This is a genomic window from Halomonas sp. XH26 (assembly GCF_024138895.1).
GTDB classification, from domain to species: Bacteria; Pseudomonadota; Gammaproteobacteria; order Pseudomonadales; family Halomonadaceae; genus Vreelandella; species Vreelandella alkaliphila.
The window spans coordinates 830,325-853,628 of the sequence record NZ_CP071889.1 but is presented as its reverse complement, the minus strand read 5'-3'; the positions used below and the strand labels follow the sequence as shown (position 1 = coordinate 853,628).

The window sequence follows — 23,304 nt, the reverse complement described above, 5'->3', positions numbered from 1 at the left end:
GTCAAAATAGGCAGGACAAATTTAAACCTGGTAACATGCCTCATCGTTCAAAAACGTCTCAATTGAAGAAGGCTGTATGCTCAAATTCGTGGACCTATTTTGTGGTGGTGGCTTTGGTGCCAGGGGAGCTGTCAAGGCAGGAGCTACTCCAATTCTTGCCATTGATGCTTGGCAGCTTGCCGCATCCACATATAAGAGCAATTTTCCTTCTGCAGAAGTCATCTGCTCACCTATCGAAGACTTAGATCCAATTGAGCTGGCAAAGAAGTACAAGCCTGATGTGCTATTAACTTCACCCGAGTGCACTTCTCACTCGATCGCTCGAGGAGCCAAGCCTGGTTGTGAGCTAAGCAAAGAAACAGCTATTGGCATAATTCCCTGGATCGAAACAATGAAGCCGCGCTGGCTAATTGTGGAAAACGTGAACCGGATGAAAAAGTGGGGGCGGCATAACGAGTTGGTTAGTGCCATTGAGTCATATGGCTATACCGTAAATGATTTAATTCTTAATTCGGCTGATTTTGGAGTTCCTCAGGCGCGCAAACGTATGTTTTTAGTTTGCGATCTGCAAGGGGCTGTTATTACTCAGGAAGATCTAGTTGCATTACGCCCCAAAGGCGTTAAGTCCGCTCGGTCAATTATCGACTGGTCAGGTATTTATAAAAGCCGCCCCCTCTATACAGAAAAGAGAGCGCAAGCCACGCTTGATAGGGCAGAGAGAGCCATTAAAGCGCTAGGGAGAGGAAAAGACTTTATTATCGTTTACTACGGGTCAGATTACGCTGGAGGCTGGCAATCACTTGATGCACCACTTCGCACAGTAACTACCATAGACCGGTTTGGCTTGGTTACGTGGGAAAATGACACTCCATACCTTCGTATGCTACAACCACCAGAGTTACTGAAAGCTATGGGTGCAGGCTCTAAACATCTCCTCTCACACGGCAGCCGACGGGACAAGGTTAAACTTTGTGGCAACGGTGTTTGTTCTCCAGTCATGGAAATGATCTTCAAGAAAATAACTTTAATTGAGGATAGTGAAGTTGGGCTGGCTTCTTAAATGAGCTTAACTGATGCCGACTTGATCGTGGATCACATATACGGTGGCTCAAGAAACGGAAATTCATCAGATGATCCTCTGCCTCAATTACTTGGTGTGGATAACGGTGCGGGCTTTCGGCATCTAGGAAGACGCCCAGGCATAGATACATTGAAATTGCTGGCATTAAAGTCAAATTTCAATGATCCTGATTGGCCGGATAACTTAGATACTGAAAGCGGCCAATTTATATATTACGGTGATAACAAGACTGCACGCGGAATTCATGACACACCAAGGCAAGGAAATCTGATTCTTCGCAACCTGTTTGATGCACGCCACTCTCCCACTTCATTCGATCACTTCCCTGTTATTCTTCTCTTTGGAGGAACCGGGCAATATCGTGATGTAAGGTTTCTCGGCTTGGCCGTCCCTGGTGCGCAGAGCCTAAGTTCAGACGATGACTTGGTTGCTATTTGGCGAGCAAAAGGTTCTAACAACACCAGATTCCAGAACTACAAATCGATTTTCACTATACTCGATGTTCCGGTAGTCTCCCGTAAATGGTTAAACGACATAAAAATTGGAAAAGCAGTGTCTTCTGTCCATGTCCCCAGAGCTTGGCTTGAATGGCTCTCTGGACGAAAATACTCTCCTCTTTATGCACCGCACAGTATCGACATACGCAACAAAGAACAGCAATTACCCCAATCAGTTGAAGACTATAAAATTTTATCTTTAATACACGACAAATACGGCAAAAATCCATTTGCATTCGAAGCGGCTGCAGTAGAAATTGCCCGACTTTTCATGCCGGATATTAAGCAATGTGATATTACTCGCCCATGGCGTGACGGTGGACGAGATGCTGTTGGTGGATACGGAATAGGCACTGGCAAAAGCGCTATAGAGGTAGAGTTTGCTTTAGAAGCCAAATGCTATGATCCCAAAGGGAAAGGCGTTGGAGTTAAAGAGCTTTCTAGGCTTCTATCGCGATTGAGGCACAGACAATTCGGGATCCTCGTCACCACCTCATATCTCGCATCTCAGGCTTATACTGAACTAAAGGAAGACAAACACCCGGTGGTGATTATTTCCGGTTTAGATATAGTTAAAATACTAAAAAAGCGCATTGGGTCTCTGGAACAAATTATAAGTTGGCTTAACAGCCTCTAGGGTAATAAGACTTCACTTTTTCTTTTTCCAAGGTGCCTACTATATGAGTAGCAGCACCCTCCAAAGATTCTTTAACCTCATGCTCCCAAATTCTAATTACTTGCCACCCTCTGGATCTTAAAGACTCATTGTTCCGCTTTCCCCGAGCAACGTTACCATCGATTTTATCCAACCAGAATTTTACTCAGGTTTTCGGCGGCACAAAATGTTCAGGACATTTATATCAAAAGCAGCCATCGACGAAAACCACTGTTCTCAATGATAAGAAAAACAAGTCTGTTTTTTCAGGCAGCCGATTCTTAATTCTATAACTATAGCCCAAGCTCCATAGCGCTTTTCTGAGGGCTAACTCAGGCTTATTATTCTTAAACTTTATTTGTGACATACAGCATGAGCGTTGTTCCCGAGTTAGCACATCAGATATAATTATTCTTCTTATAAAAAACTTATTATCCCCGGCCTTGAGCCATACTGTGAACAGCTAAAGGTTATAGCTGACAAGATCTGATCCCTCACTCGAAATAAGCTAGCCCCGAACCACTGATTGTCATGAGGCTGAGCACCAAATTGATATTTAAAGCTAAACTTCACAATGTAAATTTTACCCTTTACTTCAATTTTTGGTAATCTATGGATTCCTTCATGTGCCTTGTTGCCCACTCCTTGGGCATTGGGCAACGAGGTTAATACTTCATACTTTTCCGGTACTAATGCACCTAAGATATACCTCGGAAACTTTATCTTCTTCTGCGCATAATCGCATGCTGGGGAAATCTCTAAAAAACCAAGAATTGTCTCGTCTCTCGCTTCTTCCCTTAACCTCTTTTCAGCATTATCATCTGTTTTTGGCAAAAACTCCTCATGAAGTAAGACTTTCATTTTTCGTCCAATTCTACTTTCGAATTTTAGTAGATTCTCCTTCACTTGAAGATAATCAATATTAATACCAACAAAAACCCCTCTGCAATCTTTAGGGTATCCCTCCTCCACCTCTTCAACATGAAAAAAAGTGTTCAGCTTTGACTTTATTGCATCATCAATATCCTGTCTTTTTCCTATTTCAGGAACAGCCTCCTTCCACTTTCCAAAGAGTTCAACATCGGGCATGGACCTTATCTGATCTTCAAGGACAGGAATAAGCCCCGTTTCCATTGCTATTGCGGGATTATCGTTAGCATTTTTTATACCAACAGCTTCATTTCCAATTGCCCCAAGGATTTTTCTTAATTCATTCGCTCTTTCCTCAGCTGAATTTCCAGCACTATTGTGTTGAGCTATTGTATACAAAGTTGCGACAGCATTTCTTCCAGCTTCAGATACTCGAGACTCCCAATTTAGCAAAATATCAAATAACGAGCTTTCTGAAATCAAATTCGAAATTTTCTCTTTGAGTTTTTCAGGATCAGTCAAAAACTTACTTTTTTGAATAACAGATACATGCAGAGGCAAATTAATTTCATCGCCGTGCCGCTCTTCCAAAAGCCTCACAACGTCAGCAACTTCACTCTCTAGCTTTGACCAAATGCATAAGAGATAAGGTCCTCTCATAGATAATTTTTTTAGCATCTTGGCTAAAGGACCAACCAAAATAGGTGCTTTTGCACCTTGCACTTCAGTTAGATTTAAATCTGTTACTACTATCCTTGGAGAAATCCATTCTGAAATATTAACGTGATCTATGCCTGATTCATTATCAGGTTCACCATTATGATACCGAATCGGTAAACATGGTATTCCAGCACTAAAAAAAGCTTCTTTAATACTATCCAACTCGTCTTGCCTATCATCAACAACGACTACACCGGGCAAACCAGAAATCATCTCTCTTCCCCTTTAAACAACATAACAATCGCAGCACCAGAATATGCTTTCGGCAAATCCAGCTCTTCACAAGTTGTAACAATCAGTCTTCCGCCAATGGTTTCCATGACTTTATCGGCATAATATAGACCGAGTCCCATACCAGCTGAGCGTGTCGACTTGAAGGGCAGTACTGCTTGATCGGGTGAAATTTCAAACCCTGGCCCATTGTCTGCAACAACTAATGCAGGCCCCTCCTTGAACCAGTCTGTTAGTGTAAGTAGTCGAATTGCGGGGGTGTATCCGCCCCCATCCTTCTCCGCCTTCAACGTAGTCCAATGGATCGCGTTATCTACAAGGTTAGTCAGAGCCGCCTGCAAAAGTCCAAAGGGGCCTTTGACTTTGAAGTCAGGTGACTCGTCGATTAGCAGGGGGCAGGATGCGGTAATTTTATGATGCTGAAAACGATGCTCCGACAAATCGAGAACTCTCTTCGCCAAGGCCTTTATACTAAAGGTTTTCTGTTCGTTCCTGCGAAGAAGAGGGGTGAAACCTTCGAGAAGTTTTGACAAATGATCCGACCTGCCAAGCAGTAGTTCATGGGAGTCGTTTCTTTTTATTGCAGCATTCAGCTCATCAACTCCCCTTTCAACTTCATGAAAAATAACAGCTAAATTTATACCAGCAATTCCCGAGGAAAGCGTCACATCCCTCATTTGTTTGTAGTCAGACTCAATCTGATTGATCTTTCCACCAATTTCTTTCTCAAGGCCGTGCTTTTTGAGACTACCCCGGATGGATTCAATATTTTCCGTAAATCTTACATCCGGGTCTTGTTTGGCTGTTTTAGTCTCACCATCGATATATTTTCTTACTGATTCCCTATGATCGAAATGAAGCTGGTAAAATTTGTCAAGAGCACTCAGGATAATCCAACGGAATCTTTTGTATGCTGAATTCTCATCAAAGCCTTCCCTGTTGGTTTTTTCTTTCAGGCCAAAGCTCTTCTCCAAATCCATATCGAGACTGGCTATAACCATATTATTAGCTATCTTTTTGCCGGGGGTATTTATACGTGTCGTATTCAGGTCGAGCCAGTCGTCTCCAACCTCACCATAATTAAAAACACGAATCCCGTCTCGATAAACACGCACCCCGGTCTGTTCGTCCAGGTACTTTTTTACATCCTGATATGCGCCCTGGGCATTAAGGATTTTTCTGTCCCTTAGGTAGAAGTAGAATGTGCCGGATATTGGGCCTATCCCTTCCATATCGGGTTTTGCGAGCAGAAGATTTTCCTTAACTTCACCAACTCTCGAAGCTTTCTCCGATTTATCGGGAGGAATCAGCTCTAGCCTCTCATTCTCAATGCTTACTAAGTCGGACGAAAGCTCTTTGAATAGTGAAGGCGGATTGAATGCGTAAGAATATGAAAAATTAGAACTTTCATCTATAAAGAAATCATAACGCCAAATCGCTCTGCTCAATATATCTTCGGCGTCCAGAACATCCTCGATATCTTTCTCTCTGCCTGGAACAGAAAGATTTACGGCGAAATCGGACACTTCACTAAATGGTGACACCAGACTGGTTAGCAGTCGTTTTAACCGGCGTACATCCCCTCTTGTCCAGGTTTCGTTGTTAAGGCTATTAATTTCAATACGGGTTCCTGTTTCACCGTCTTGGAATACCTCCGGTTTCTTTAACTCTTGGATATCCACTTTTGTTTCTTCAATATAATTCGACTCATTGATGAGAGAGGGCCAGTCGATATGTATTTTACACTCAGGGTAGCCATCCGCCCGAGTATTTATTGTTAGTTCAGTGCCCAACTTGTGGACGGCTAGCCGGCCGATCCCCTTTTCGCCCAACGGCATGCGGTAATATTTTGGGCTTCTCTTCCTATTATTTTTTCTCTTGCTATCTGTTCCGATCTCCATCCACTTTTCAATGATGGTGGCCCGGCTCATCCCGCATCCATTAAAATCTCTTACAATTATTTTCGGGCTACTGGATTCCACATCAAGCGTTACATCAACTCGTGTTGCATCCGCATCATATGCGTTTTTTACCAGCTCAAATATAGCCAGCCGGTCATCACCAATAAGCTCATCGCCCAACAACTTTAGGAGATGTGCTTTCGCTTTGAAGGAAACTGAGTTAGACATATTTCATCAACACCACTCTTCTTGGTTCAGCCGATTATTGGGCATACTAAGGGTTATACCTAATTTTTCCTAGCCTCCTTAGGACGATTAGCTCTCTTGCTGTAACCAAATTCAGAAACTGATATACGTCAATGCCCTCCCCATCGCCCAAGCTAAACGCTAGCAGGTTTAGACAATTTATCTTTATTCCCCCCAGCACAGCTTGCTGAACTAAAATATAGAAATTTTGCTGCCTGCTCCAGGGAATTGTACGGCTCGAACACTTTTCCGCTAAGCCCTTGCCATTTTCCGGTATCAGCCAATGAACTTTTTGGCATATAAATATTACTACCTGAATTGGTTCGACAATATAGGACAGCTACAGGCGAGCATCCGACACTGTACCCATTACTACAACCAGGAGCGCATCAAGACCAAGCTAAAAGGCCTGAGTCCGGTGCAGTACCGAAATCAGGCCTTGATCACTTAGTTTTTTACTGTCCACGTGTATGGGGTCAGCTCATATAGACGTTTTTTTTACAAATAGAGCTTGCGAGTAAACCTCACTCCCACTCAATAGTAGCAGGCGGCTTACTGCTCACGTCATAAGTCACCCGGGAAACGCCTTCCAACTCATTGATGATGCGGTTGGAAACTTTCTCCAGCAGCTCGTAGGGCAGGTGCGCCCAGCGGGCGGTCATGAAGTCGATGGTTTCGACCGCGCGTAGCGCGATGACCCATTCGTAGCGGCGGCCGTCGCCGACGACGCCTACCGATTTCACCGGTAGGAACACGGCAAAGGCTTGGCTGGTTTTTTCGTACCAACCGGCGGCGCGCAGTTCTTCGATGTAGATGGCGTCGGCATCACGCAGAATGTCGGCGTACTCTTTCTTCACTTCACCGAGGATGCGCACGCCCAGGCCGGGGCCAGGGAACGGGTGGCGGTAGACCATATCGTAAGGCAGGCCGAGTTCGAGGCCGAGTTTGCGCACTTCGTCTTTAAACAGTTCGCGCAGCGGCTCAACCAGCTTGAGCTTCATGGTTTCCGGCAGGCCACCAACGTTGTGGTGGGATTTGATCACGTGGGCTTTGCCGGTTTTAGAGGCGGCGGATTCGATCACGTCCGGGTAAATAGTGCCCTGGGCCAGGAAGTCGACGCCTTCAATTTTGCTGGCTTCTTCATCGAACACGTCGATAAAGGTGTTGCCGATAATCTTGCGCTTGGCTTCCGGGTCGTTTTCTCCCTTCAGCTTGCCGAGGAACAGCTCTTCGGCGTCGACACGGATTACCTTCACGCCCATGTGCTTGGCGAAGGTTTCCATGACTTGGTCGCCTTCGTTTTTGCGCAGCAGGCCGTTATCGACGAATACGCAGGTCAGTTGATCGCCAATGGCTTTGTGCAGCAGCGCTGCTACAACTGAGGAGTCGACACCACCGGAAAGACCAAGCAGTACATGGCGGTCGCCCACTTGCTCGCGTACGCGCTGTACTTGGTCTTCGATGATTTGTGCAGGCGTCCAGAGTTTTTCGGCACCGCAAATATCCAGTACGAAGTGCTCAAGAATGCGCTGGCCTTGCAGGGTGTGGGTCACTTCCGGGTGGAACTGTACGCCGTAGAACTGCTTCTCTTCCCAGGCCATGGCGGCAATCGGGCAGCTCGGCGTAGAAGCGGTCACGGTGAAGGTGTCAGGCACCTGGGAGACTTTGTCGCCGTGGCTCATCCATACGTCTAACAGGCCTTTGCCGCTGTCGGTATCGATGTGGTCTTTGATGTCTTTGAACAGCGGGGTGTCGCCGTCGATTTGAATCTGGGCGTAGCCAAATTCGCGCTGGTTAGAGCCTTCTACTTTGCCGCCAAGCTGCTCGGCCATGGTCTGCATGCCGTAGCAGATACCAAACACCGGCAGGCCCATTTCGAACACGCACGCCGGTGCTCGCGGGGAATCCAACTCGGTGACGGATTCCGGGCCGCCAGCCAGGATGATGCCGTTCGGGTTGTATTCGCGAATTTCTTCTTCGGTGATGTCGAAGGCGCGGATTTCGGAGAATACACCGATCTCACGTACACGGCGGGCGATCAGCTGGGTGTACTGGGAGCCGAAGTCGAGAATCAGAATCTTATGGGCGTGGATGTCACTCATGGCGGGGTCTCGGTTAAGCGGTGTGGGTGCCGCTGTTAAGGCCAAAAAGCAAGCGGCGGGGCAATGCCCGCCGCGCCATTTAACTAAACGTGCTGGTTAGCTCACCCGGTAGTTGGGAGCTTCTTTGGTGATCTGCACGTTGTGAACGTGGGATTCGTTAAAGCCAGCGCTGGTAATTTGTACAAATTCCGGCTTGGTACGCATTTCTTCAATACTGCGGCAGCCGGTGTAACCCATGGAGGCGCGCAGGCCGCCCATCAGCTGGTGAACGATAGCGCCCATCATGCCTTTATAGGGTACGCGGCCTTCAATGCCTTCCGGCACCAGCTTCTCGGCACCTTCGCTCTTGTCTTGGAAGTAGCGGTCGGCGCTGCCCTGGTTCTGAGACATGGCACCCATGGAGCCCATGCCGCGGTAGGCTTTATAGGTACGGCCTTGGTAAAGCTCAACTTCGCCCGGCGCTTCTTCGGTACCGGCCAGCAGGCCACCGACCATCACGGCGCTTGCGCCAGCGGCGATGGCTTTGGCTAAGTCACCCGAGAAGCGAATGCCGCCGTCGGCGATCAGCGGAATATCGAACTCTTTCAGCGCTTCTGCCACGTTAGACACCGCGGTGATTTGCGGAACGCCAACACCTGCCACAATACGTGTGGTGCAGATAGAACCGGGGCCAATGCCCACTTTAACAGCGTCTGCGCCCGCTTCAGCCAGCGCTTTGGCGGCAGCGCCGGTGGCAATGTTGCCGCCAATCACTTGAATGTTGGGGAAGTTCTCTTTGATCCAGCGCACGCGGTCGATAACGCCTTTGGAGTGACCATGTGCAGTATCAACAATGATCACATCGACACCGGCTTCGGCCAGCGCAGCAACGCGATCCGGCGTTTCGGGGCCAGTGCCAACGGCTGCACCTACCAACAAGCGGCCGTCGCTGTCTTTGGCAGCCATCGGGTAAGTGCGGGCTTTTTCGATGTCTTGGAAAGTTACCAAACCGCGCAGATGAAACTCGTCATCCACAATCAGCATTTTCTCGATGCGGTGTTCGCGCATTTTGGCTTTGCTGGTTTCAAGGTCGGTGCCTTCCTTGACGGTAACCAACCGCTCGCGGGGGGTCATGATGTCCGCTACGCTGTCGCCGTGGTTGGGCTGAAAGCGCATATCACGCTCAGTCACAATACCGACCAGGGTTTCGCCTTCTACGACGGGGAAGCCTGAAAAACCGTTCTCACGCGCCATCGCCAGCAGGTCATCCAGCTTCGCCTTAGGGCTAACGGTGACTGGATCTTTTACAATCACGCTTTCGTGCTTTTTAACCTTACGCACTTCAGCAGCTTGCTGACTCATGGTCATGCTCTTATGGATAATGCCGATGCCGCCTTCCTGAGCCATCGCAATTGCTAGACGCGCTTCGGTAACGGTATCCATTGCAGCGGAAAGCAGCGGGATATTGAGTGAAATATTGCGGGTCAGGCGGGTTTTGAGGCTGACATCCTTGGGCAGAATATCGGAGAAGCCGGGAACGAGGAGTACGTCATCGAACGTAAGTGCTTCTTGGGCCATACGTAGCATAGCGGCAACACCCTGATAGAAGAGGAAGTGGGGCGTGGAAAGTTAATCCCCTATTATAGCGTTTTGAGGGCCTTTCCAGCAATGTGAAGAAGGTTTTCAATCCAGACCAATGGCTAATAAGCTAGGATTCTTGCGAAAACTACCCACTCGCTCATTCTCTTTGTAAGGTTGCTCTATGCCCGATACACCACAAGCGCTTTCTGTTAGTCAATTGAATCAGCGCGCCAAACAGACCCTTGAGCGCGATGTGGGCGAAGTGTGGGTAGAAGGCGAGCTTTCCAATGTTTCCCGCCCGGCGTCTGGGCATATTTACTTCACCTTGAAGGATGACCGCGCGCAGATTCGCTGTGCGCTGTTTCGCCAACGGGCGCGTTTTGTATCGGCACCGATGCGTGATGGCGATCAGGTAAAACTGCGCGGTAGGGTCTCGCTGTTCGAACCGCGCGGCGATTATCAGTTGATTGCCGACGCCGTACAGGCGGCGGGCTTGGGGGAACTGCTGGCGGCATTTGAGCGCCTCAAAGCGCAGTTGGAAGGCGAAGGCGTGTTTGCCAATACGCGCCCCCTGCCCTTTCCTCCCCGCAAAATTCTGATTTTAAGCTCCGCCAGCGGCGCAGCCATTCGCGATGTGCTGGCGGTACTGGCGGCGCGCTGGCCACTGGCAGATGTCACGCTGATCCCAGTGCCTGTACAAGGCGCCGAGGCCGCCCCTGCGATGATTTCGGCGCTGGGGTTACTGAACCGACAGGCGCGCTTAGACCCTGACCAGGATGTGGTACTGATCACCCGCGGCGGCGGTAGCTTAGAAGACCTTTGGGCGTTTAATAACGAGCATCTGGCACGGGCGATTTTTCACTCCCGCTTGCCAGTGATGTCGGCGGTGGGTCATGAAGTGGATGTCACCCTGGCGGATTTCGCCGCCGATATACGCGCCCCTACCCCATCAGCAGCGGCCGAGCGTTTAGTGCCTGACCAACATGCACTTAAGCAGCAATTAACACAGCTAGAAAACCGCTTACAGCGTGCCATGCAGGCACGCTTAGAGCGGGATAGCCAACGGTTGGATACTTTGCGCGCCCGCCTTCGCCACCCAGGCGAGCAGCTTGAGCGTCAACGCCAGCACGTTACCGCCCTTTGCCAACGGCTGCAGCGCGCCATGCAGCAAACCGTTCAGCAGCAGCAAGTGCGGGTCACCCAGTTAAGCAAACGCTTAGCCAGCCAAGACATGGTGCGCCTGCACCGCGCAGAGCAAGAGCGTGTTAGTCAGTTGCAGCACCGTTTAGCCAGCGCTATGCAGCGGGCGCTGGAAGTGCGTCAGGCACGCTTGAGTAGCACCGCCCGTGAACTAAATGCCATCAGCCCACTGGCGGTATTGGGGCGCGGCTATGCCATTGCCCAGGATGAAAAGGGCCATGTCATTCGCCGGGCAGAGGACACCGCGCCAGGCCAGAAGCTCTCGCTACGGCTGGGTGAAGGCAGGCTAAACGTGGAAGTAAAACGGCGCTACAAACAGTAGCGCCGCAGGAATAATGTATTGTTGAAGGGCGGTTACTCTTTCTTAGAAGGCGAGCTTTTGGAAGACGAGTCGCCGTCGCTATCGGGGTTGACGTGATGCGTGTCGGGCATCGGATTGGCGTCGTCTTGGTCGTCGTCGCGTTGATCTTTCTTCTGCTCTTTCTTTGCGTCGTCTTTATCGGGCTGCTGCATAGTGCCTCCTAATCCTTGGTGGTCGCCGTAGGAATCACGTCAGCTGCTAACGTGAACAGGCCTCACTCACTATAGTCGCTAGCCGATGACTTACCATGGTGTAAAACTGCTAACACCAGCGCTATCTCACCACTTTGATGCAGATAAAAAACAAAACAATCACTTGGAGGCTTTAGCTCTTAACGCATTTCAATATCTAGCTCGGTGATAAAGCGGTCCCGTCGCGAAATTGCCTTGCCTGCTTCATCTCCTGACAGCGTGGCACAGGCATTAATCAGGCACTCCATGGCGGCAAAATAAGCCACCATGCTGTTGGAAATAAAGCTGCTTTCATGGGGCACCAGGATAGATACCTGGGCATACTCGACCAATGCGGAGCTGGCGTAGTCGGTTACGGCCAAGGTTTGAATGCCATGAGCCTGCGCCATCCGGCACACATCCACCACTTGGCGCGTATAGGGCTGGCAACTGGCGGCAATCAGCACGTCACCTTCCGATAACGACGCCAGCCCTTCCGCAACCCCATTGGTGGCGTCGCTAAGCAGCGCTACATCAGGGCGCAGCATGCCTAACCCGTAGGCTGAGAAACTGCATAGCGCATGAAACTGACGTACTCCGTACAACCGAACCCTGGGCGCACTGATCACTGTTTGGGCGAAAGTTTCAATATCATCATGCTTCACCCCTTGCAGAAAGCGGTCGATATTGTGCTTATTTTCAGCGCATAACTGCTCCGCCTGGACATGCAAACTGTGCTTGTCTGCTGCCAACGCGCTGGCAGCATGGTCGCGGTAAAAAGAGGCAGAAGAGGTAAAGTTCGCGCTCAACAGAACTCTTTGTAGATCGCTGAAACGGGCATAACCGAGAGAGCGTGCCAAACGAGAAATACTCGATGGGTTGACCTCTAGCCGACGAGCTGCCGAAGAAATAGACAGCAGCACCTGATCCCCCTGAAGGTCGATCAGGCGTGCCAGCACTTCCCGCGACTTGGGGCCAAGACGTAGCTCGCTCTCGCCCCGGGCAATGCTAAGCGCCAGTTCACGTAGGCCATCAACGGTTTCCGGGGGCTGGCACTCAGCTATCGAGTGTTTAGAGGGCGAAGAGTCAACTTGCGAAGAAGAGTTTTCCGTCATAAGCCGGTGGCGCTCCAGGGCGATCATAAAGTTGCCATGCTACACCATCCACTTCAAGACGCATGACCGCCGTGACCAGAGTATTCTCGTGATCAGGGTCGTCAGCGCTCAGTCGCAGAATGGGCAGACCGCTGGCTTGTTGATCATGCAAGATGGCCAACGGCGCAGTCTCTCCTTCCGCTAGCAGCTGATCTCCACGCTGCTGTCGGTCTCGTGAGGAGTCAGTAATCCATTGAGATGCCAGACCACTGGGGTGATACAGCGCATGATTAGCATGCACGCTGGGGGCATTGAGTACTAGCTGGGCAGCTTCCCCACCACCAAACTCAATACTCATCACCTCTCGCTGCCCGCATTCGGCCAGCGAAAAATGAAAGCCACCGCACTCATTGTAACGCTGCAACAGTGCCACGACGCCGGCCACATTGGGTTGGCTTAATGCCGCCCGTCCTAACACCATTCTTGGCACCCTGGGCGTAACATTAAGCAAACGCAAATTATTGACCGCCTGCACCCAGCCCTGGCGGGTAAACGCCAGCGTGTGGCCCGGTATCGAGCCGGGGTAGCAGAAAGCGGTAAACCCCTCTCCCATTGCTGATGTCACTTCAGCCATAAAACAGTGGCCACGGAAGAATGGCAGGCCATCCTCATTATGCGCCACCAGCGGTGTTTCTCCGGGGAGAACCAAGGTCGTGCAGCCGTCCGGTGCATGGGCCAACAGGTCACCCCGGCAGTTCCAGGCAAATACCGCTTCAATGGGCAGGTTAAGTCCTTCCGCAAGTCCCTCTAGCTCTTCCCACACTTGAGGGAAATCACGCTGCGTATTGGCGGCCATGGTAGCAACAGCGTTCTGGTGAATTGGGTCGTTAATTTCAGCCCAGATAGCGCTTGGCAGCAAAAAGCGATGCACCGCATCGCGGCCTGCACGCCCAAGGGCAACGCCGATGTCGCGTGGCTGCCCATTGATAATCTGCCAGCCAATAGAGCTCGTTTGTTTAGACATGGCGCAGAAAATCCTTCATCCGGTCATTAGGCGGGTTATCAATGACATCAACAGGGTTGGCATCAACCGCAATTTTACCGTGCTCCATAAAAATCAAGCGCGTGCCAACCTGCTTGGCGAAGGACATCTCATGGGTCACCACCACCATGGTCATCTGCTCTTCTGCCAGTTTCTGCATAACATTCAGTACTTCCTGCTTAAGCTCAGGGTCAAGCGCTGAGGTAGGCTCATCAAACAGCATTACTTTGGGTTTGATCGCCAACGCCCGAGCAATAGCGACCCGTTGCTGCTGCCCACCAGAAAGCTCATGAGGATAGTGTTTCGATTTATCCCCCAGGCCGACTTTTTCCAATAGCTCCTGGGCACTATTATCAGCCGCCTTACGCCCCATTTTGCGCACATGGCGTTGGCCAAAGGCCACATTTTCCAGCGCTGTCATTTGTGGAAATAGGTTGAACTGCTGGAAGACCATGCCCGCTTCCTGGCGAATTTCACGCAGCGTTTTGTTGCCTCCCTTAACGCTCATACCGTCAACGAGAAGGTCACCCGAGGTGATCATTTCCAGCCCGTTAATACAGCGCAGCAAGGTGGATTTTCCAGAACCGGATGGTCCTATTAGCACGACCACTTCGCCACGATTAATATCCAAATCAACCTTATCAAGTACCTTAAGCGGGCCAAAGTGCTTGGACACATTCTTGAACTCTATGATGGCGCTCATAAGATCCTCATCCGCTTCTCAATGATACGCAGCAGCAGCGACAACGTGCCGGTCATAATCAGGTAGAACACGGCAACTGCCGTCCATATTTCGACTGCGCGGAAGTTAGCCGCCATGATTTCCTGGCCGGTGCGCGTCAGTTCGCCAACACCGATCACAATAAATAAGGAGGTATCTTTCAGGCTGACAATGCACTGGTTACCCAGCGGTGGAATTAAGCGACGAAAGGCGAGTGGGCCAACGATATAGACCACTACTTTCCAGCGTGGCAAACCAATGGCGCGTCCTGCCTCGGTTAATCCTTTTGAAATTGATAGCACTGCGCCACGCACAATCTCAGCAACGTACGCCCCAGCATTAATGACAATCGCAAGGATTGCTGTCGTCATCGGGTCAATGCGGATATCCACCAGCACCGGCAAGGCGAAGTACAGAAACATCACCTGTACAACAATCGGCGTTCCTCGAATGATTTCGACGTAGATAAACGCCAGTGTATTGAGGATATAGCCGCCGTAGGCGCGCATCAGGCCAATAACAGCCCCCAGTGCAATACCACCGATCAACCCCGTTACGGTGATATACAGCGTGATTTTTGCGCCATTGAGTAACGCGGGCAAAAATCCTATAACAATCGACCAATCGATATTCATCTAGACTCTCCTGACAATGCAACGTCAGCGGAGGAAGCCCTCCGCTAGTAAATAAAATTTCAGGAGATTATTCGCTGGGCGCTTCGCCGAACCACTTCGCGTAAATTTCGTCGTAGCGGCCATCTTCCCGCATAGCAGCCAATGCCTGGTTAACTGGCTCGACCAGCTCGCTCCCCTTGGGAAACGCAATGCCATACTCGTGCGCCATCATCTGTTCACCCACGGCTTTTACCTGGCCGTCACCAGCGGTGGCAATGTAGTAGAGAACATTGGGCGTATCATGCATCGCGGCATCAACGCGGCCGGTGCGTAACTCCAGGTAGGCATTGTCGATATTGGGGAACTGGCGTAGCTCGGTGTCGGTGAAGTTTTCCCGTGCATAGTCAGCAGCAGAGGTGCCGGTGCGAACGGCCAGCATTTTACCTGCTAAGTCTTCTGCACTTTCGATATCACTATCAATTGGCACCATGATGCGGAAGCCGCTTTCGTAGTAGCCATCCGAAAAATCAATCACCTCAGCACGGTCTTCACGGATAGTAATCCCCGCCAGGGCAACATCTAACTGGCCAGTCTGCAGGCCGGGAATAATGCCATTGAAATCCATTGGCCTTAGTTCGAAATCCAGCTCAAGCTCTTCGGCAATCATTGTCCACATATCGATATCAAAACCGACATATTCACCGTCTTGAGCAAACTCAAAGGGCACAAAGGCAGTATCAGTGGCAACCACTAGCTTGTCTGCGGCGGCAGTCGCTGCAGTGAGAGAAAATGCAGTAGCAGCCATTAACGTGGTTAGTGTTTTCATGGAGAAATCCTCGTGACGTCGATGTTATTGGTTATGTGTGAGTGACGTAGCGTGTAGATAACGGTGTTGTTATTGGTTTGGTTTAGATGGGCTTGGATTGGCTTTGCCGAGTTTATCTACAAGCGCATCTGCAAATATAATTGCACAAATTAATAAAATGACCAAATATTTGCATTTATTTTTTACACGCATGCGAAACCGGGTGTCGCAAAGACACCCGGCTCATCTAGATATTTCTCTTTAAGTAAGCGTTTTTAGGCTAGATTTTTCACCAACACCTTGGATTTTCGGGCGTGGTTGTAGGCTTCGCGTTTTAACGGCGGCAGGTCATCTAGGCTAGCGGGACGGAAGCCGTGTTCGACAAACCAATGGGCCGTGTGGGTAGTTAACACAAACATTTCGGAAAGCCCACGCTGCCGGGCGCGGCGTTCTAATGCTTCCACTAAGCGCTCGCCGCGCTCACCGCCGCGATAGTTACCGTGCACCGCGACACAGGCCATTTCCCCCACCGTGGTGTCTGGAAAAACATGCAATGCTGCACAGCCAATCACCATGCCGTCACGTTCGATGACCATGTAGTCGTCGATTTCGTGCTCTAGTCGTTCCCGCGAACGAGCCACCAACATGCCACGTCGCTCCAGCGGCTCCAGCAGCTCTAGTAGGCCAGCGACGTCATTCAACGTGGCTGGGCGCAGTTGCTCGTAGCGGTGCTGGGTGATCATGGTGCCAACGCCGTCACGGGTGAATAACTCCCCTAGCAGTGCATCATGGTTACGCCAGGAAAGCAGGTGGGTGCGCGCTACCCCTTCCCTGGCGGCGGTGCAGGCGGCGTTCAAGTGGCGTGCCAACTCACTGCCCGGTAACGCCTGTTGCAGGCGCGGCTCGGCCTCTGCCGGGGAAAGCTGGCGCAATAGCGCGCCCTGCTCGTCTTCAAGCCCTTCCGATTCGCCTAATAGAATCAGCTTATCCGCTTTCAGCGCGACGGCAGCATGTTGTGCGACTTCCGAGGCATCTAAATCAAACACTTCACCTGTGCTGGAGAAACCCAGCGGCGGCAGCAGCACTAGCGAGCCTTTTTCCAACAGCCCTTCAATGGCGCTCGAGCGCACTCGGCGTACTTCACCACTGTGATCAAAATCGACGCCTTCGCGCACTCCTAATGGCTTAGCGGTCACCAAGTTGCCGGAAATCACGCTAAGCTCTACACCGTGTAGTGGCGTGCTAGGCAGCCCCAAGGAAAGACGAGCTTCTAGCCATAAGCGCTGGTGCGCGGCCACCTGTTCCACGTGGGTCATCACCGCTCGGTCAGCTACCCAACGGCCATCCACCCGTGTTGGCTCGACACCGGCAGCCGTCAATGCGTCATGCACTTGTGGGCGAATACCAAACACCACAACTAGCCGCACCCCCAGAGTGTGTAGCAGCGCTAAATCTTGAATCAGCTGCTCTCCTCGGCCAGACGCCATGGCTTCGCCCTCAATTAAGATGACAAAGGTTCGTCCCCGGTGCGCGTTAATGTAAGGGGAAGCATTACGAAACCAATCAACAAAAGGGAAGCGTGTGTCCAAGGGCCGCTCTCCGGCAGCAGGTGAATGAAAGTATCAGCGTTTACTTTAACAGAGCATAAAAAACAGCGGCACCTTCTTGTGAAAAAGAAGATGCCGCTATGCGTTTGGCCAAGCAGTAACGTATTGGGCGGGGTTACCCCTTGCTGTTAACCAAACATGCCTTTGAACATAAAGAAGAACAGAATAGCCAAACCAGCCCCGGCAGGTAGCGTAATCAGCCATGACATGGCGATGGTGCCAATGACACGCAGGTTAAGTGCCGCCATACCCCGAGCAAGCCCTACACCTAATACCGCCCCTACCAGTGTATGGGTGGTTGAAATCGGCAGACCCGTACCGGAAGCTAATACCACCGTGGTCGCTGCTGCCAGCGTGGCGGCAAAACCACGACTGGGAGTGAGTTCAGTAATACCGGTTCCCACAGTGGCAATGACTTTGTGGCCGTAAGTTACTAAGCCCACCACGATGCCACCACCGCCCAGCACCAATACCCACCAGGGCACTAGCGCAGAGCCTTCAATTTGGCCGCCAGTTTGTACCACGCTAATGACCGCCGCAAGCGGACCAACCGCGTTCGCAACGTCGTTAGAGCCGTGAGCAAACGCCATGGCACATGCAGTAAAGATCATTAATACGCCGAAGACGCGCTCAACGTTGGCGTATCCAAAGTGGTCGTTGGCATTTTTCTCGAACTTGATACGACGCTGCATCAACAGGCCAATACCCATGATCACAAGCCCTAACAAAATCGATAGCAGCAGGCTTTGACTAAAGGTCAGGTCCAGCCCAACGTGAGATAGGCCTTTGGTTAGCGTGACCATCGCCACAATAAAACCAACCAAAAATACGTAGCCCGGTACATAGCGTTTGGCAGCAGCAAATGGATTATCATTTTCAAAAATCAGGTGATGCACTGATTTAAACAGCACAAAACCGATAGTACCTGCCAACAGAGGAGAAACGACCCAGCTTGCCGCAATGGTGCCAACAGCGCCCCAATCCACCGTAGAAGCACCCAATCCCGCTACGGCAAAGCCCACAATGGCACCTACAATGGAATGCGTCGTGGAAACCGGCCAACCTTTCATCGATGCTGCCAGTAGCCAAGTACCCGCTGCCAGCAACGCTGCCAGCATACCGTACACCAGTAACTGCGGGTCTTCCTGGAGCAACTCTGGGTCGATAATGCCTTTACGAATGGTGTTGGTCACTTCACCACCCGCCAGCCAAGCACCTAAAAACTCAAAGACAACCGCAATTATAATGGCTTGTTTGATGGTGATCGCTTTTGACCCCACCGAGGTTCCCATCGCATTGGCAACATCATTCGCACCAACGCCCCAAGCCATAAAAAAGCCAAACAAACAGGCCAGAATGATAAAAATTTCACCGTGCTGGGCAATAATCTGCATAGGTATCCCTTAGCGTGCGGTCAAAATCTGTAGGCGGCTGCCCACGCGTTCAGCGCGATCAGAAACTTCACCGACCCACTCAATGATTTTGTAAAGGAAAATCACATCAACAGGAGGAAGTTGGCTTTCAAGCTCAAACAGCTGGCGACGTATCGCGATCTGCTGGCTGTCAGCTTGGTGCTCAAGTGTGTGCAGCTCACGGATCATATTCTGCATAACATCGGAAACATTGCGTCCAAAACCGGACTCAAGCAGCTCTTTCAGCTCTTCAAGCGCTTGGCGAGCCTGGGCCACACACGCCACGCTGGTACGCATATAATCGCGCATGGGATCGGCCAGCTCATCGGGTACGCGCATTTTACGCCCCAGCATAATGCCGGTAATGTCGCGCACCTTGTTGGCGATCTTATCCTGCACGCTGATAAGGTCGAGCAAGTCGGACCGCGAGACGGGAAGAAACATCGTATTGGGCAGGTTAAGCCGAAGCTCTGTTTTCAACGTGTCGGCGTCATGCTCTAAGCGGGTAACGTTTTCACGCAGTACAGCTGCGGTATCCCAATCACCGGCAAGCGATGCCTCGAAGAACGGCAACAGTTGGTCGGCACATTCATTGGCCTTGACGATGTGGGCCAGCAGCGGCTGGAATGGCGAGCGGCCAAACATCGCGGAAAAAGGGTTGGAGGTAACCATATAGCCTTTAGCCTGTTTTCGGGGAGCCTGGAAATGGCGGCGCCAGTATAAAGAGTGCGCTCGCCGCCGTCATGAAAAGTTCACAATGTCATGTAAAATTAATTGAAATGTCACAATACAAAGGTGGCTAATGTCATGAAAAATTCAACATCTACTGCTGATTCTGTTTCAGCGCCTACCGAAATAGAGCTTAAACTCGCCCTTGCGCCAGCTCAACTAAACACGCTGCTGTGCCACGCGGCACTAGCCGAAACACCCCAACGGCAACATTTGTCGAACACCTATTTCGATACCCCTGCGGGCGATATGGCGAATGCACGGATTGCCGTGCGCTTACGCCAAGTTGATGATCGCGTGCTACAAACGGTGAAAACTGCCGGCCATGGTGGTGGCGGCCTCTCTACCCGACAAGAGTGGGAGTGGCAAGTTCCTAGCCCACAGCTTGACCAGCATGGCTTAGCTACCCTACCGCCATTCAAAGGTTCACTAGGCACCGTCATTTCCGCGCTACGCCCTGCGCTGCGCACCGACTTTACCCGGCGCAGCTGGCAAATCAACTGGCAGGGCAGCCGTATAGAGCTAGTGTTGGACGAAGGAGAGATTGTCAGCGGTGGTGCTCAAGCGGCAATTTGCGAGGTCGAGCTGGAACTCAAAGCGGGTGAACCAGAGGCGCTTTGGGCGCTAGCATTAACGCTCGCGGAAAGCGTACCGCTGCGCCCTTCTGATACCAGCAAAGCCGCTCGCGGCAATGCATTAGGCGTGCAGCAGTGGGCACTACCTGAAGCTGACGCACCGGCTGAGTGGCTACACAGAGCCACAGTGGCGCTGGACGCCTACCACGACAGTGGTCTTGCGGAACACTTAACTATCGCACAGCAAGCGTTAGCCACACTGGCGACCCACCCCCAGTTAGATGAAAGCTCCCGCCGCGATGCTCAAACACTGACCACAGCACTGAATAAAAATGGCCATCCAACGTCCGCTTATGGCGCTGCTGCGTTAACCCTGGCGCATCGCTTCGCCTATCAAACCACGCTACGCTAGAAACATTCAGCCCACTTCAGGATGTCGCGATGAGTTTTCAATTAACTCCCGGTGCGGAAGGACTGCGCACACGGCTTTTCCATATTATCTTCGAGTCTGATACGCCGGGAGCCAAAGGGTTTGATATTGCGCTGATTATCGCCATTCTAATCAGCGTGGCGGTCATTTTGCTGGACAGCGTAGATAGTTATTCCGAACGCTACGGGCACATTTTCTACTATGCAGAATGGCTATTTACGCTACTTTTCAGCATTGAACTGGCGGTGCGGATTTACTGTTTAGAGCGCCCAACGATTTACCTCAAAAGCTTCTACGGCATTGTCGATGTGATCGCGATTATCCCAGCTTGGTTAGTACTGTTGATGCCTGGTGCGCACGGACTCGTCATCGTAAGGATACTGCGGGTGCTACGCATCTTCCGAATTCTGAGGTTGATGGAGTTTATCGGCGAGGGGCGTTTACTGCTCGATGCGCTTAAACGCAGCCTTCGTCAAATCCTGCTGTTTTTTAGCAGCATCATGATGGTCGTCATACTGTTTGCTGCGCTGATGTACACCATCGAGTCGCCAGAAGCCGGCTTTACCAGTATTCCTATGTCGATGTATTGGGCGATCGTGAGTATGACCACGGTGGGCTACGGCGATATTGTCCCAGCCACGTCGTTAGGCAAAGCGATCACGATGATCCTGATGCTGTTGGGGTATTCGATTATCGCTGTGCCTACCGGGGTATTTTCCGCCCAGGTTATCCGCTCTATTCGCGAAGACCGTTATTCAGAAGAAGCCTGCCCCGGCTGTGGCCATGACCGCCACGAAAAGCGCGCTCGTTACTGCCTGCGCTGTGGCACCTGGCTGGATGAAGACAGCGAAGACCCGCGTAAGAAAGAAGCAAACAAAAAAGATAGCCACGAGGGAGACGAAGACACAAACACGCCCCAGGACAGCTAAACAAAATAGCCAAACCTAGGGCGCGCAGCATTCATTTAGAAGGGAGTTGCGTGGTTAGCTAGGCCGCTACGTTGATCAATCGGTGCTCAGGTCGGCCTCGATAATAAACAGGCGGCCGCCATCCACAGTGTTGGCGTCCAGCATTTTCTGCTCGAGTTGACCCTCAGTGGACCAGGTGGCGAAGTCATCGTCGTTTAGTACCCCCAAGCGTTGGTCATCAATCACCCATAGACCTTCCATTTTATCGTGGGGATAGTTGACTTCCGCCACCATATCCACCACCAGAGACTTGCTCACTGGCTCAATTCCAGCGCTGGCCAGAGCGCTCCAGCCCTGCTCTAGAACCACTTCTTCCAAGGTTTTGCCTGCCAAGGTTAGACCCAGTTCGGCATCCTGTTTCAGGTCGCCGTTGGCTGAGACCGTTTCAAGATTGGTGCCTGAGGCAAGGTCAATGCGATAAACCTGCTTCTGAGCATCGGGTGTCGCTGCCTCAGTGCCATCAGGACCACCGTTCAGAAAACGGCCATCTCGTTCAAGCACCAAAAACTCAGTGGCGCTCAGGGCAACAAGCTCTGAGTTGGAATTCTGGTTTTGCTCTTGGCGGTAGAGATACTGTCCAGTCTCGCCCGAGCCCAGGTCCACTGTGACGATGCGGGTGATATCCAGGTCTTTCACCGTGCTGCCCGGGTTGTACAGAGTGGACTGCATAATACCTACCAGCGTTTCCTCATCCGGCGTGATAGCCAGCCCTTCCATACCTCGGTTGGCACGCCGGTTGGCAAACTCTGCCGGCAGGTTCATCTCGACCCGGTCGTCGTAGGCAAAGGGGTTGATACGGCCGATTTCACGACCTTCAGCATCGAAGTGGACCATGTGCGGGCCATACTCATCGCTAACCCAGAAGGTGCCGTCCGAGAGTGCCACCAGCCCCTCGCCATCCAGACCATAATCATCCAAGCGGATCGGATTAGTAACTTCATTATAGGGCTGGCTATCGTCCACCAAGATCGGTTGACCATTGGCATGGTAAGGAGTTTCACCCGTTCCGCCGAGTGCCAAACTGTTAGGCAGGCCACTGATCTCGGTTCCATCGGGGCGCTTGAGCAGAATGGTAGTAACCTGTTCGATCACACCGTTCGCTTGAACCTCAAACAAGCCGATACGGGGCGTATAGTCCGGTGTCGGAAATATTTTTCCCTTGCCATAGTCACCAACAAAATTGGCATTGGGGCCGCGGTCAGTCAATGCATAGAAGCGCGTTGAATCCGTGGGATGAGCCGTCATTGCCGACCCAAAGCCACCATTACGGATCTCAAAAGCCTGCTGAGATTTGCCATCTAGTAGATCATCCCGTAATACGCTGTGGGGAAGAAACACACCAGCGGCGGGGAAGTTGTCGAACACGGAGGCATTGGTATCATCAGCGTTAGCGTTATCACCGCAGCCCACCAGCAGAGAGGACGTCAGTAAGGATGCCATAAAAAGCTTATGACGGTTCATTGGTTGGTTTCCTTATTGAATACAGGTTGACGCCCGTTGGCGTCTCAGCCGCCTCCACAGGCACAATTTCCACCGTGACCCAGGGCAAGGCAAGTTAAGAAAAGTCTAGTGGCAGGAATATCCAATGGGGGTGGAGCCGTCACGGTTGTCTTAATGAAACGCGCTCACTCCGACAAGGTTCGATTTGTTATGGCATATCGCTATGTTCACGGCCACCAAGATAATTTAGTGACAACCAATGACAGGTGAATG

General features: G+C 51.2%; 20 protein-coding genes and 1 pseudogene. 6 read left to right on the top strand and 15 right to left on the bottom strand.

Features of this window, described 5'->3' with window-relative positions; translation table 11 throughout:
* Positions 1-76: 76 nt before the first annotated feature.
* Both J4377_RS03940 and J4377_RS03935 read left to right on the top strand, forming a co-directional pair.
* Positions 77-1,060 (top strand): DNA cytosine methyltransferase, encoded by a 984-nt coding sequence (locus J4377_RS03940; protein WP_253486899.1) that lies wholly within the window; start codon positions 77-79, stop codon positions 1,058-1,060.
* The gene (locus tag J4377_RS03935) at positions 1,061-2,215 is read left to right on the top strand and encodes a restriction endonuclease (protein ID WP_253486897.1); all 1,155 of its coding nucleotides are present in this window, start codon (positions 1,061-1,063) and stop codon (positions 2,213-2,215) included. It begins immediately after the preceding gene.
* A 223-nt stretch (positions 2,216-2,438) separates the two neighbouring features.
* On the opposite strand, the gene J4377_RS18880 is transcribed toward J4377_RS03935, so the two are convergent.
* Genes J4377_RS18880 through J4377_RS03925 form a run of 3 tightly spaced genes read right to left on the bottom strand, consistent with a single transcriptional unit; the run spans position 2,439 to position 6,183 of the window.
* The gene (locus J4377_RS18880; protein WP_228631835.1) at positions 2,439-2,630 is read right to left on the bottom strand and encodes a very short patch repair endonuclease; all 192 of its coding nucleotides are present in this window, start codon (positions 2,628-2,630) and stop codon (positions 2,439-2,441) included.
* Positions 2,631-2,650: 20 nt separating this feature from the next.
* The gene (locus J4377_RS03930; RefSeq protein ID WP_253486895.1) at positions 2,651-4,036 is read right to left on the bottom strand and encodes a hypothetical protein; all 1,386 of its coding nucleotides are present in this window, start codon (positions 4,034-4,036) and stop codon (positions 2,651-2,653) included.
* Positions 4,033-6,183 carry an ATP-binding protein gene (locus tag J4377_RS03925; protein WP_253486893.1) on the bottom strand — a complete coding sequence of 717 codons (2,151 nt, stop codon included), beginning with the start codon at positions 6,181-6,183 and terminating at the stop codon, positions 4,033-4,035. The genes J4377_RS03930 and J4377_RS03925 overlap by 4 nt, the downstream gene beginning before the upstream one ends.
* A gap of 325 nt (positions 6,184-6,508) precedes the next feature.
* On the opposite strand from J4377_RS03925, the pseudogene J4377_RS03920 reads away from it, so the two are divergent.
* A pseudogene (locus J4377_RS03920) lies at positions 6,509-6,652 on the top strand (IS3 family transposase); the annotation flags it as partial.
* A 73-nt stretch (positions 6,653-6,725) separates the two neighbouring features.
* On the opposite strand, the gene guaA reads toward J4377_RS03920, so the two are convergent.
* Positions 6,726-8,303, bottom strand: coding sequence for a glutamine-hydrolyzing GMP synthase (gene guaA / locus J4377_RS03915; protein ID WP_009722237.1), 1,578 nt, complete (start codon positions 8,301-8,303; stop codon positions 6,726-6,728).
* A 96-nt stretch (positions 8,304-8,399) separates the two neighbouring features.
* On the bottom strand, positions 8,400-9,869 hold the full coding sequence (guaB, locus tag J4377_RS03910) for an IMP dehydrogenase (protein ID WP_253486891.1): 1,470 nt from the start codon (positions 9,867-9,869) through the stop codon (positions 8,400-8,402).
* Between the two features lie 175 nt (positions 9,870-10,044).
* On the opposite strand from guaB, the gene xseA reads away from it, so the two are divergent.
* Positions 10,045-11,385 carry an exodeoxyribonuclease VII large subunit gene (gene xseA, locus J4377_RS03905; RefSeq protein WP_253486889.1) on the top strand — a complete coding sequence of 447 codons (1,341 nt, stop codon included), beginning with the start codon at positions 10,045-10,047 and terminating at the stop codon, positions 11,383-11,385.
* Between the two features lie 32 nt (positions 11,386-11,417).
* Here xseA and J4377_RS03900 read toward each other — a convergent pair whose 3' ends face one another.
* From J4377_RS03900 to J4377_RS03860, 9 genes are all read right to left on the bottom strand, one after another.
* The gene (locus J4377_RS03900) at positions 11,418-11,576 is read right to left on the bottom strand and encodes a hypothetical protein (protein ID WP_167457092.1); all 159 of its coding nucleotides are present in this window, start codon (positions 11,574-11,576) and stop codon (positions 11,418-11,420) included.
* A 179-nt stretch (positions 11,577-11,755) separates the two neighbouring features.
* Entirely contained in the window at positions 11,756-12,709 is a 954-nt protein-coding gene (locus J4377_RS03895; RefSeq protein WP_253486880.1) for a MurR/RpiR family transcriptional regulator, read from the bottom strand.
* Positions 12,681-13,712 carry a C45 family peptidase gene (locus J4377_RS03890; protein WP_198348577.1) on the bottom strand — a complete coding sequence of 344 codons (1,032 nt, stop codon included), beginning with the start codon at positions 13,710-13,712 and terminating at the stop codon, positions 12,681-12,683. The genes J4377_RS03895 and J4377_RS03890 overlap by 29 nt, the downstream gene beginning before the upstream one ends.
* Positions 13,705-14,433 (bottom strand): glutamine ABC transporter ATP-binding protein GlnQ, encoded by a 729-nt coding sequence (gene glnQ / locus J4377_RS03885; RefSeq protein ID WP_253486878.1) that lies wholly within the window; start codon positions 14,431-14,433, stop codon positions 13,705-13,707. The genes J4377_RS03890 and glnQ overlap by 8 nt, the downstream gene beginning before the upstream one ends.
* Positions 14,430-15,086, bottom strand: coding sequence for a glutamine ABC transporter permease GlnP (gene glnP, locus J4377_RS03880; RefSeq protein WP_095602626.1), 657 nt, complete (start codon positions 15,084-15,086; stop codon positions 14,430-14,432). The genes glnQ and glnP overlap by 4 nt, the downstream gene beginning before the upstream one ends.
* Before the next feature lie 67 nt (positions 15,087-15,153).
* Complete coding sequence (gene glnH, locus J4377_RS03875) at positions 15,154-15,891, bottom strand: glutamine ABC transporter substrate-binding protein GlnH (protein WP_038481771.1); 738 nt, start codon at positions 15,889-15,891, stop codon at positions 15,154-15,156.
* Positions 15,892-16,145: 254 nt separating this feature from the next.
* A complete protein-coding gene (gene argA, locus J4377_RS03870) occupies positions 16,146-17,459 on the bottom strand; it encodes an amino-acid N-acetyltransferase (protein ID WP_038481768.1) in 1,314 nt (437 codons plus the stop codon).
* A gap of 146 nt (positions 17,460-17,605) precedes the next feature.
* Positions 17,606-18,871 carry an inorganic phosphate transporter gene (locus J4377_RS03865; protein ID WP_038481765.1) on the bottom strand — a complete coding sequence of 422 codons (1,266 nt, stop codon included), beginning with the start codon at positions 18,869-18,871 and terminating at the stop codon, positions 17,606-17,608.
* A gap of 9 nt (positions 18,872-18,880) precedes the next feature.
* Positions 18,881-19,561, bottom strand: a complete 681-nt coding sequence (locus J4377_RS03860) for a TIGR00153 family protein (RefSeq protein ID WP_038481762.1) — start codon at positions 19,559-19,561, stop codon at positions 18,881-18,883.
* Positions 19,562-19,696: 135 nt separating this feature from the next.
* On the opposite strand from J4377_RS03860, the gene J4377_RS03855 reads away from it, so the two are divergent.
* Both J4377_RS03855 and J4377_RS03850 read left to right on the top strand, forming a co-directional pair.
* A complete protein-coding gene (locus J4377_RS03855) occupies positions 19,697-20,605 on the top strand; it encodes a CYTH domain-containing protein (RefSeq protein WP_253486869.1) in 909 nt (302 codons plus the stop codon).
* A gap of 29 nt (positions 20,606-20,634) precedes the next feature.
* Entirely contained in the window at positions 20,635-21,552 is a 918-nt protein-coding gene (locus J4377_RS03850) for an ion transporter (protein WP_231657294.1), read from the top strand.
* A gap of 75 nt (positions 21,553-21,627) precedes the next feature.
* Here J4377_RS03850 and J4377_RS03845 read toward each other — a convergent pair whose 3' ends face one another.
* Complete coding sequence (locus tag J4377_RS03845) at positions 21,628-23,052, bottom strand: esterase-like activity of phytase family protein (RefSeq protein WP_253486867.1); 1,425 nt, start codon at positions 23,050-23,052, stop codon at positions 21,628-21,630.
* Positions 23,053-23,304: the final 252 nt, after the last annotated feature.